Raw genomic sequence first — 11,636 nt, 5'->3', positions numbered from 1 at the left:
CGAATCACTACGGTTGAACGGGCGGGACCGGCCCATTCTTGCCTATTAACCGCTGTGCCTCCGTCCGCACGGACTGAGATGGATGTTTCCGGGCAAGTTCATCAATCAATCCGTAGAGCCTGGCGGGGATCGTCGACGGTTCATAAGCGAGCGCTCGGAGAACCAGCAGCGGCGCCATCACTCCATCTTCGCCAAGGAGTTCAACCACTCGTTCCATCGCCACGGAGGTGAGAGGCGTCTCTCTCGAAGCGAGTACCGTTAACGCGCGCCCAGCGTGAGCACGCACCTCTACAATCTCGTCCCTGGAGAGGGGGAGCGCGAAAGCCGTGAGGTACGGATCGCTTTGCCGTGCCGCCAGAAGCGCAATCGTGTAAGCCGCCTCCCGCCGCGCATCAGCACTTCGCTGGCCGGCGAGTCGTGCGATTGCGTCGTAGACCGTCGAGCGATCAAGCAATTCGTGCGCCGCCAAGAACCGTAGACCTGAAGGGAATGGGGATATTCCAACGTCGTCCCAATCGAGTCGTGGCGCCAGTATGGTCCCAGTCCCCGCTGCCTTTACCCGTTCTTTGACGCTCTCCGGCAAAACGACGTCCGCGCTAGCTAACCGATCAAGCGCTGTTTGCTTTTCGCGGACAGGAATACGGGGATCGAAGAGGAAGTCAATCAACGTTGGCCACAATTCAGGAACGCTAGCGAACACCACCAAACCGGCGGCCACGTCCGCCACTTCAATGGATCCGACCGTGAACATTCCACGGGCGGCTTCTTGCCTTTTCTTCTCAAGCGTGGACGCCAGGACCGCCGCAGCGTGCGCAGCAAAAGATAAATCGTGGCTCGTGCCGCGGATCACAGAATTAAGCGCTCGAGCGATCTCTACGATTCCTGGATCATTAAGCTCAGGGGCCGTCATTCCCAAGGCGTCACGAACATACGCCATGGTCTCAGGAAACTCGTGTTCGCGGCCATCCAAGGCAACGAGCCACTCCTGTGCCCGTGCCGCGGAAACCTCCTCCCAGTCTAGTTCGGCGGCGGCCCTTCGCATTCCCGCATCGGCAAGTTCTACGTCTTCCTCAACCGCTAGGAGCTCTGCGAGTAGCAACGACGCAGCAGAGTCGCTTGCGCCTGCTACTTTCCCAAGCGCCGCAGCAGCCTTCCATGCTGCTTCCCGGCGAAGTATCGGCAGCTGCCAATTACCAGGGAGGTCACCGGGCGTGCCCTTCCCCAAGGCCTTACGGATGGCATCCAGGCCCAGCTGTGCCTCGGCGGGCGCAAGCAACTCCGCAGCAGACCTCAGCACTTGAAATTCGGTGGTACGGAGCAGATTCGATTTTGTGCGCCGGCCAAGCACCTGCCTTGCGTCCCGCCCTAAAGAAGCGAGCGGGCCAGATCTTTTCAGATGGCGTAGCGCCAACTCCAGCTCGTCCTTGCCAGCCCCTTGGCGCAGCAACCGGATCGCGTCGGCTACCGAATCTTCGTCGTTCCGTTGAACCAGCCGCAGGAGCGCCAACTCGCGTCTTGCGATATAGACGTCACCGTGGCCGAGGAGTTCCAGTTGTAGCACCACTCGGAACAAGTCTGGTTCTTCCGGAGCGCCGAAGAGGTGCCGCGGTGCCTCGCCATACATGCCACGGTAAACGTTTGCCACATATTTTGAATACGTCCACGCGCGGGCCCCGTCGGTGCGTTGACGGATAGTGGGTAGCGGAGCACGTACCCGCTCAAGCCTCGATGGGATACTAGCCTTTTGGCGGAAAGCAGACTCGGTGGAGGGTACCAAGCTTGCGGCCGCGTCCTGCAGCGAATACCACATGTCACTCAATGTTTTTACTGAAGACCACGACACCCCTGGGCTAGTCGGGAAGCTTTGACATTGATCGGGGTTGAAGCGGCCGAGCGTTCTCGTGGCCTCCTCCACCTCGGGGAGGTACGCCATGCCAGCATCACGCTTTCGAAGGGCCATCTGCTGTAGTATGGCCGATCGAAGAAGCGCCGTATCGGCGGTGTCTGCCATTGACGTGCGTGCAAGCTGTTCCTTGAGTACGCGAAAACACGTGTCGTAGTCGTCCAGTTCAGCCGCTGCCGCACACGTCGCTAGCGCCAATGCGGCTGCCCTAGCAGGATCGGAAGGCGGGTGCACCGACAACGTGTGGGACAATTCCGCTGTTGCTGGGGCGATGGATTCCGGATGGTGAGAGCGAACGACAGCAGCGATGAAGGCATCAGTGTCCTCAGTTACGTCTAAGCCACTTGACATAGCAAAGGGGCTGCCCAGAATTGCGCTAGCAAGACGCGCGTGAGGCTGGCTGTCGAACTTCTGATCGGGGAAGTTCGGGTGCGGCGCAACGTCACGCGGTTGTAGAACGGCGGCTAGCCAAGCGAGGTCCATGGCATCTCCTATTCCTCGATACGCATTGTGTCGATGGCGTCCGTCGCTTGACGCGGGCGCATTGGCAGGGTGTTTCGGCGCGGGTCCCGGTTGCGCAGGGATTCCAGAAATCGAGCAAGATTATCACGCAATGCGGATAGGTTGGGTGCTCCCGATACGTACCATGCTCCAGTAATATCCTCACCTGCGATGTACTCGTTCAGGACCTCTGTCGCCAAGGCATGAGTTTCGCCGACTGAGTTTAGGGAGACCGTTAATGTCGGCCACTTGTCGCACTCTGATCGTGCTACCGCCAAACTCTTTCTGACTCCCGCGGTCATTCCAGCGACCAGATCCGCCGCATGAATGGCAATGACGGCGTCTACCGGCGCGATGGGATCCTCCCTATGATCTTGCATAAGCAGCCCCCCACTGGTCGCGCCCGCCCTAACCTCGTTGTATACATGCTCCCAGTCCATGCCAGAGGAGTCCGTCAAAAAGCGGGTGATTAATGCGCTTCGCGAGGGTTGATTTATGATAACGGTTCGGTTTTCTGAATGCATCGACTCGCGGTCGGCCTGTTGCAACACTTCCAGTCGGGCGTGGATGACGTCCTCGTCGAGTATTCGCAAGAGGGCCTCGTCCCCCTCTTGGGGCTTGACTATTTCTCCATGTCCGCCAGCCAATGGCAATCTCTGTCTCACCGGGATTCCCACCAAAGCGCTGAAGGCTTGAACAATGCGGTCGTCTATCCCCACGACGGCGTAGGCCGGAAGTACGACGAGTCCGGGCGACTCGGCGATGTTGGCCCGTTCAACGTTCTCCTTATAATACCGCTCAGTGGCCGCATCATAAGGAGAGAAGGCCGTGAGAAGAGATAACTCCCCGATCAACGCGGTCAGTATACGGGGGGCAAGAGTGGTGCCCGCGCGAGGTGAGGCGACGAGGACGAGCGCTGCAAGCGACGATGGCTTGCGGGAATGCGCTCTAGCGGTCAATATCTCTTTGGCGACCGCCTCAACTACTTTGCCTCCGAGGCTGTGGCCGACAAGGAAGATATGTTTGTAGTCCTTCTCGAGGTCCTCTAAATGCCGCCGCAGTTGTTGCACCCATAGGTCGAAGGCTGCACGCGCGCCGCTCATGAGTCGCCGCGGGCCACTGCGATAGTCGAAGATTCCGACATCGTACCCTCTGGCGAAGACGTCGTGCGGGACGTTTGCCCACGTCTTGTAGCCGTGACCGCCAAATCCGTGCACGAAAACGACCACAACTTCTCTGCGAGTTTCGCGAAAGGCGTGCAGATTGAAGCGGTCCGCATCAAACTCCTGCTCGGTGAATTGGTCCTGCCTGCATCGCTTCACCATGCAGTCCCTGTGGTGGAGGGCACGCCGTTGAAGTGCCCGTCGGGATATCGGGTCGTGGCCGGAGGCTGAGGCACGGGTTCGCAGTCTTCCTGTAGCATCGTCCGCACGTGGGAATCCACGATGTCCACAACTGACCCCCTCTCGCATCCGGCGTGGTCGAGACGCCTTCGGACCGACGCGCCCTGTTGACCGGACTTTACACGCCGGCAGCTCCGGGCGTGCGAGCCTCAACCGAGGAAAGGTAGTGAGTGCGGATGACGGCTCTAGATCGCTGTTCCAGTGGGCACTGTCTGAGGGAACTCTCGCCGGTGGAAGTGGCCTTGAGCGCAGGGTGGGGCATCGCAGTCACCGTCCTCTAACCGGCGAGTTCAACTCCACGGCGGGAGGCTGGGTGGTGTCTGTGCTGATGCAAAGCCACTTTGCCGAGTGGTCAGTGGAGCCATCGTCCGCTCATCGGCAGAGTCGTGATGTACCGCCCTTGGGCGACGCCGGTCTAGGGCAGGGGTCCTTCGCCACGCTCAGACAGGGTGTCCTCGGCCCATCGCTCGTCTTCTGGTCGTCGCACTGGTCTATGGCGGGGAGGGTCGGTGCTGTCTTTGGACCCGTGAGTGGGTGACGATGCGCGCGTCGGAGCGGCAGGGGTGGCCACGGCCGTAGCCGGTGGCAGCAGTCGTGGCCGGCCCGCGGCGTGGGCGGTCGCGGCGAGGACGAGAAGGAGAAGGTCGTCGTCTAGGCCGGAGAGGTTGTTGGAAAGGTCTACCGGGTGCTCGCGTGAGCCCATCGAGACTGCGACGTTCAGGATCCGTCGTTCGCCCCCGGAGAAGGCGCCCAGCTCGTTGTGGAGTCGGTTCCAGTCGACACGACAGAGTGAGAAGGACGGTCCGAGGCGCTGGATCCATGGTTGTGACTCGCGGGCGAAGCGTCCGCCCTTGGCGCGGATGAGGAGCTCGACGGCTGCCTCGGTGGGGTAGTCGCCTTCGGCCCATGCTCTGAGCTCGCGTACGGGGATGGTCATGACGCTCACACCTCTCGTATCTCGGTCTGCTGAGTCACCGCGGGACGCCTCCCGAACGGTCCTGCCCAAGAGCGACGATGCGGTGGTCTTCGTCGCGTGGCAGGGGCCTGCTGCCCGTCTGGACGTGCGGGGTGCTCTGCGCAGCCGTCGGTGCAGTGACGGCGAGGCGGTAGCGCAGCGCCTGTGCTGGGCGGGAGGTCACCAGTGGCTCAGTGGCGACGCTGGCCCGGGCGAGGGTCTCGACGTCGTGGCCCTCGTCGTGCAGGTGCTGCATGGTGGCGGCCAGGGCTGGCCAGTCCTGTTGGGCCGTGAGACGGGGGTCGAGCCGGTCGGCGATGGGAGCCCAACGCTGCTCGGGGGTCTGCCGGGCGGCCGTCTCGAGCCGGGCGCGGACCTCGCGTAGGTTCTCCAGCTGGTGCGTGGCCACGGTGTGGGGGTCGTCGTGCCAGGCGCGGACGGCCTGGTGCAGGGCCCGGCGGGTGGTGCCGCTGTCGGTGCCGAGCCGGTCGGCGATCTCGGTGCAGGCGCGGTCCCACGTGGCGGGGGTGGCGGTCGCCAGAACTTGGACGGCCGGGTGGAGTGCCTGGTCGGCCGGCAAGTTGGTCAGCCGCTCTTCGAGCAGGACCTCGGACAGGGGGGAAGCGCCCAGGAGCGCGCTGGTCACGGCGTCGGCGCCCTGGTCGTGGAGCAGGTCTGCGGGGTCGGTGCCCTCGGGCAAGGACGCGACGAAGGTGGGGACGTTGTGCTGGGCGAGCAACCAGTGAGCCCGTTCGGCCGCCAGGCGGCCGGCGGTGTCGGCGTCGGTGGCGAAGATGACGGGGCTTCCGAGCTGGGCCAGCTGTCTCGCCTGCTCGGGGGTGAGTGCGGTGCCCAACGGAGCGAGGCCGACGTACGTGCCACGGGTGGCGAGGGTGATGGCGTGGGCGTCCACCGGGCCTTCGACGAGCACGGGGGTGGCCCCGGCCTTGAGTAGGCCGGTGTCGGCGCCGTAGAGCTGGTTGCCCTTGGCGAACAGGGGAGTGGTGGGGGTGTTGAGGTACTTCGGTCCCGCGTGCGGGGCGTCGGAATCGATGGCGGGGTTGCGGCGGCCGACGAACCCGAGCACCTGCCCGCTGATGTGGTCGGTGATGGGGAAGACGGCCCGGTCGCGGAACCGGTCGATGGGGCGGCCGTCCCGTGTGGTGGTGGCCAGTCCGGTGGTCTGCAGCTCGGTGTCGGTGACGCCTTGGGCGCGCAGGTGGTCCAGCAGCCGGGTCCACCCGGGCGGGGCGTACCCGGGGCGGACATGCGGGTGGCCGGCGACGTCCTGGCCGAACCGGTCGGTCAGGTAGTCGCGGACCCAGCCACCGGTCGCCAGCTGCTGCTCGTAGTAGCCCAGGGCCATCGCGTTGACCTGCGCTAGACGCTGCACCGGGACCGGCGACTCCCACGCCTGCACAGCGCGGTCGTAGGCCCGGTCCAGGTCGGCGTCCGTCGGCTCCAACGGTCCCATGAGCGCGCGGTACTGCGCGGCCAGGCCAAGGCCCGCCTCCACCTGAGCCGCGTCCAGGTCATCATGCTGATCAGCGGGGCCGCTGGCGGGGGCAGCGGTAACGGTGTCGAGATACTGGCGGTAGTCCTCATCGGTGGCCTGCACCGAGACCGGGTGCGGGTCGACGGCGGCCGCCCGCAGCTCGAGGTCCTCCTCGTGGGGACCGACTTCCTGATGCAGGTGGGTCGGGTCGTCCATGAGGGTGCTGATGGTCCAGGTCATGGCCGCGGCGTCGTCGACATCGGCCCCGGCGGCGGGGGCGGTAGCCACCAGGTCGTCCAGGGACCAGCCGCGCTGCAGGGCGTGGTCGACGGTGGTGACCAGCGCCGGCCACCAGGTGCTGGTCTGCATCGCCTGGGCCCGGTCGTCCCCGAGCCGCTCTGCCAGGGTCGGCACCCATGCGGTCGACAGGAGCTGGCCGGCACCGGTGGCGGTGTCCACCGCCGGGGCCAGGTGTCCGGCGACGCGCCACCAGAGCGCTGCCGCGGCGTGGTCGTCCGGCAGGGCCCGGGTGCCGGCAGCGTCCCGGAGCAGGGTGGCGGCGTCGATCCCGGCCCGGGTCGCCGCGGCCAACCGTTCGGCCAGCACCGGGGCGAAGGCGTCCTTGACCGACCCCGGCGCGACCTGGGCCAGCAGCGGTCCCCACTCGGCCAGGGCGAGGGAGCGGCGGCCCTGGATCTGGGACCGCAGCTGGCGCTGGTAGATGGCTGCTGCCGTGGAGACCTGTTGCGGGCCGGTGGGTCGCAGGTCAGTCGGGTCGACCTGGTTGGCGGCCCGCCACACGGCGACAGCTGCCAGCACGTCGTCGGCGGGGCGGGCGGTGCCCTGGGCCGCCCACGCGGGGGCGGGCGCGGTGACCGCGTGCTCGGCGACCTCCTGGGCGAGGTCGGTGACGCGGCGGGCGCGGGCGGCCAGGTAGGGGCCCCAGGTCGGGTCACTGGCCAGGGTGGTGGGGATGCCGGGGATCCACGGCAGCGGACCGGGGGCGGTGTTGCGCATCCCGGTGTCGTCCAGGCGCCAGTCGAGCACAGCGGCGGGGTCGGCGGCGGTGTCGACCTCCCGCGCCGTGACCGCACCGGTCAGCACCTGCACCGGGTCCTGTCCACCGGCGGCGATGAGGGTCAGGTGCGCCCGCAGGGTCGGCCACGCCGCCGCGTTCGTCATGCCGGGAACCACCTGCTCGGCGGCCTCGTTGAGCTCCTGGAGTCCCTCGGTGCCGACCGTGGTGGCGGCGGCGGTGTAGAGCGCGTCGACGTACCGGGCGGTGGACTCACCGAGCAGGACGGCTGGGTCGTCGGCCTCGCGCAGCAGGGTGGAGGCCGAGGCCGGTGCCTTGTCGCGGGCCAGGATACCCTCGAGCAGGTCGGTGGCGGTGCGCGGGCTGACCGTGTGCGGCTTGGTGGCGTCGTGCTCGTCCCCGGTGCCGACGACCTCCAGGTAGACGTGGTTGGCGTCCCGGCCGCGGGTCATCATCGTGTAGAGCTGCTGGCGCGACTCGTCCCCGGTGGCCAGGCCGTGGGTGACGTCGACCGACACCCCTTGGGCGGTGTGCACGGTGGAGGCGTACCCGAGCTCGACGTTGGCGACGACGTAGTCGGCCGGCAGGGCGATCTTGCGGGCGGTGCGGGTGTGCTGCACGACCAGGGCCCCGGCGTCGTCGGTGTCCAGCACGGTCCACCGGTCACCGTTCTTGACCCAGTCGGTCGGTGCCGTCTGCAGGCGGCGGTCGTTGCGGCGGGTGATGATCACGTCCCCGATGGAGGCGTGGTTGCCGTCGGAGAGGGCGACCTCGTCGGCGGGTCGGGGTGCTCTGTCAAGGCGGTGGTCGCGGGCACGCTGGTTGAGCTCGGCGACGAGCTCCCGGGTGGGGGCGAGCATGATCGCGTCCTTGCCGCGGGCCCGGTCGGCGGACCAGGCACCGAAGACTTCTTCGGTCATGGTGGCCAGGTCACCGACGTGGACCCGGCCGGCGTCGAGGTAGAACCCCAGCGCGGAGGGTCGTCCGTCGCGCAGCTCCAACGAGGCCGCGCCCTCGGCGGCCCCGGAGAAGCGCATCAGCTCGGTCAGGTGCAGAGCCCCGTGGTTGGCGCGAATGTCGCGCAGCACCCCTCCAGCACCGACCGCCGCCAGCTGCTGGTCGTCCCCGACCAGGCGCACCGACGCGCCCCGGGAGGTGATGAACTGCACCGCCTTGTCCAGGGACAGGGTGTCGACCATCCCGGCCTCGTCGATCACGACCAGGGTCGACTCGTTGATGGCAGCGGCCCACTGTGGCAGGTGGTCGGGGTCGTGCTCCAGGTGCCAGACCAGCTTGGCGAGGGTGTCGGCGTGGGTGTTTGCGTTCTCTCGCAGGACCGCGGCGGCCGCAGCGGACGGGGCGAGCCCGACAACGGTGCCGCCGGAGGACTCCCACGCCCGGGCCAAGGCCCGCATGGCCGTCGTCTTGCCCGACCCGGCCGGGGCGATCGCCAGCTGCACCCGCGCCCCGGAGGTCGCCATGCCCTTGACCAGTGCCGCCTGGCCGGCGTTGAGAGCCACCTCGTTGGCCACCTGTTCCAGCAGGGCCACGTCCACATCCTGCTCGCACGCTCGCCGTCCGTCCGTGACGCCGGCAGCCGCGACCAGCCGCTGCTCGGCCTCCAGGACCGCGGTAGAGGTGAACAGGGCGGATCCGGCGACGGTGTAGACGCTGACCCCGTTGGCCCGGCGCAGCGGCTCCGGGTCGGTGATCGTGTCGGCCTTGGCCGGGGTCATGGCCTTGCTGCGTGCCAGCGCCGCCTGCGTGAGCTGCTCGACCAGGTCTTCGACTCGGTCTTGGGGGACGTCGGCGGCGCGGACGCGACGTTGGGCCTCGGCGCGCACATGCCACACCTGCCAGGTAGACCGGGACGTTTGCACGGTGTCCACCACGCGTGCTGCGGTCCGCTCCACCCACTGCTCGTCGACGCTCTGACCGAGCCCGTGGGTGCGGGCCCCGGACAGGGCCGCGTCCACCATCGAGGACAGCGCGTCCTGGCCCCCGAGGACGGCCAGCGCCTCAGCCCGCCAGGTCTGGCGCTGCTGCGCCTCGGAGCGAGGTTCGTGCTTGGCGTCGCGCGTCTCCAGGGTCGCCTGCTGCGCCAGCTGGATCGACTCCACCGGGGTCGGCGGCCGGCCGTGCTGGGCCTGGAACGCGCGGGCCAGCTCGCTGCGCCGCGCTTGGATGCTGGCCCGCCGGGTCGACCAGGCCTGGTTGAGCCGGTCATCGACACCGACGATCTCGCGCACCGGCCGCTTACGTGACTCTGGCCCCGTGGCAGGGGTCCTCGGGGCAAAGGTGAGGCCCAGCGGTCGCAGATGCTTCTCCAGGGCCGTGTTGTAGGTCTCCGAGGCGGAGACGGTCGCCTTGTGCAACAGCCGGCTGTCGATCGACAGCCACCGTCCGTCGCTGGCGGTCTGGACCTTGTTGGCGACCGCGACGTGCGTGTGCAGGTCCGGGTCCCCAGCCCGGGAGTCACGGTGGGTGAACGCCGCGGCGACCATGCCGCGCACGTCCACCTGCTGCACGCCGTCCTTACCGGTGCGGGTGAACAGGGCGTGCTTCTCGATGTAGCCCAGGGCGTCCCGGACCGCAGCCTGGTGGGCGGCCTCGATCTGCAGGGCCAGGGGACGGTCGGCGACCGCCCACAGGGTCGAGACCGACTTCACGGGTGAGAAGGTCAGGTCGAACCCGGCGACCGCGGTGGTCCGCGGCCGGGACTGCTTGGCGATGAGCCCGGCCAGCTCCCGCTCGTCGAACGGGTCGCGTCCGTGCTCGGTGCGGAACATCTCCAGGGCGACCTGGGTGCGGATGCTCGCGCGCTCCTCGACGGAGATCGGATGGTCCAGGGGCAGCCCGCGAGCCTTGTTGTGCTGCTCGAACCGGCGCGCCACCTCGATGCGGAACGGGGTGACGTCATCGCGTCCCTCGTACACCCGGAAGGGCCGGCCCAGTGTGAGTCCGGAGCCGTCTCCAAGCGGGTGCTCCCCGGTGCCGAACAGGCGGGTCATGTGCTCGGCGGTGACCTCCTCGCCAGCGGCCAAACCTTCGAGGCCAGCCATGCCGGCACCGACCCACTCACCGGCAGCCTCGCCCTTGGCGGTGTAGTAGCCGCCCAGCCCGCTGTGGCCGACCTCGGTGGCGTCCTGCCGGGCGACCTGCCGGGTCAGGTAGTCATACCCCGACCCGGCCGTCAGCCGGTGGATCGTCATCGCCATACCTACCAAAGCGGAGATCCGAGACTCAGGGACTCACTTCCGGACAATTTTCTGGTCGCGATCTGGCCACATCTCGACCCTGGGACCGGTCACTGCGCGAGGTGGGGACGCACGGGTTCTTGTGGTGCGGTTCTGGGGAGGGGTCCGGGAATGCCAGAGGTGTGTGGCACATGAGCCTGGCGGTTTCGGTCAGGTCCAGGGTCGGTGAGTCTGTACGGGCGGTGCTCAGCTCAGGGTCGGTGAGCGTGCGCGGGTCGTGGTCGGCTCAGCCAGTCCGAGCGGTGACCGGGTGGTCGGGTGAGTCCCTGGGGCGTCTTCGTCCGCTTTAGGAGGTGTCAGCAGTTCTTCCTAGAGCAAGGAGTCGTCGTGGATCAGTTGGTGAGGCAGCAGGCGCGGGCGCGCGCTCGGCAGGCTCGGGCGAAGGTGCGCCAGGAGCAGGCGAAGCGGGAACGGCGATTGGGGAAGTGGGCCGAGAAGGTGCTCGTGGCGCTGGCTGAACGGGACGCCGCGGTGAGCAACTGCGAGCAACGAGCCGGGCGTGCGCTGCGGTCCTTGATTGAGGACGAAGGGCTGAGCACGCAGGAGGCGTTGGCGTGGTGCGGGGATGACACGCTGACGGGTCGGGAGGTCTACCGGCTCATCAGGGGCGTCGCGGACGACAACCAGGACGACGACGCCGGCGAGGACAAGGACGAGGACCCGCACACGATGACCTGGGCTCGGTAGGGCCGCCTTGGAGCACGTCGAGTGGAGGACGGCGGCGGTCAAGAGCGCGCCTGACGGCCAAGGGCAACCTGGGCGCAGTTGCGCCGCTGGCGGGAGAAGGTAGTGAGCTTCGAGAGTCCGGAGTGCCGGTGGTGGCGGGCCGAACAGCGGGCTCGGTCACGGACGGTGCTTCTTCACCGGGGCACCATCATCGTGCACCGGCTGGCCCTCGGGCTGGTGCGCGGGGCACAGGTGCTGGACCGGGTGTGCGTGCTCAGTCACTGCTGCGACAACCAATGTGTCAGCGCGTCAACCCTTGCAAGCACGTGGTGCCTGCCTTGTGCGCGGACGCGAATGGGCTGCACGGCGCGAGCTGGGCGGGACACCACTGAGTGACTCTCCCTGTCGCGGTCCGGCCGG

At 67.4% G+C, this 11,636-nt stretch carries 3 protein-coding genes and 1 pseudogene; 1 reads left to right on the top strand and 3 read right to left on the bottom strand.

Translation table 11 applies throughout. The annotated features are described in order from the left end of the window. Positions 1 to 7: 7 nt before the first annotated feature. The 3 genes and pseudogenes from LVO85_RS01100 to mobF form a co-directional block, all read right to left on the bottom strand. Positions 8 to 2,386 (bottom strand): hypothetical protein, encoded by a 2,379-nt coding sequence (locus LVO85_RS01100; RefSeq protein WP_232745561.1) that lies wholly within the window; start codon positions 2,384 to 2,386, stop codon positions 8 to 10. An 806-nt stretch (positions 2,387 to 3,192) separates the two neighbouring features. Then, positions 3,193 to 3,729: pseudogene (locus tag LVO85_RS17145) on the bottom strand (alpha/beta fold hydrolase); the annotation flags it as partial. Positions 3,730 to 4,778: 1,049 nt separating this feature from the next. Further along, positions 4,779 to 10,505 carry a MobF family relaxase gene (gene mobF / locus LVO85_RS01090; protein WP_232745559.1) on the bottom strand — a complete coding sequence of 1,909 codons (5,727 nt, stop codon included), beginning with the start codon at positions 10,503 to 10,505 and terminating at the stop codon, positions 4,779 to 4,781. A 372-nt stretch (positions 10,506 to 10,877) separates the two neighbouring features. Here mobF and LVO85_RS01085 point away from each other — a divergent pair, with 372 nt between their 5' ends. Further along, entirely contained in the window at positions 10,878 to 11,237 is a 360-nt protein-coding gene (locus tag LVO85_RS01085; RefSeq protein WP_232745558.1) for a hypothetical protein, read from the top strand. Positions 11,238 to 11,636: the final 399 nt, after the last annotated feature.

Source organism: Ornithinimicrobium sediminis (genome assembly GCF_021272345.1).
GTDB classification, from domain to species: domain Bacteria; phylum Actinomycetota; class Actinomycetes; order Actinomycetales; family Dermatophilaceae; genus Ornithinicoccus; species Ornithinicoccus sediminis_B.
This window is presented reverse-complemented; position numbering and strand designations above follow the sequence as displayed.

What these genes read in the sequence shown, in the direction of transcription:
- LVO85_RS01100 (WP_232745561.1), bottom strand. Translation starts at nt 2,386, where the DNA reads ATGGACCTCGCTTGGCTAGCCGCCGTTCTACAACCGCGTGACGTTGCG.
- mobF (WP_232745559.1), bottom strand. Translation starts at nt 10,505, where the DNA reads ATGACGATCCACCGGCTGACGGCCGGGTCGGGGTATGACTACCTGACC.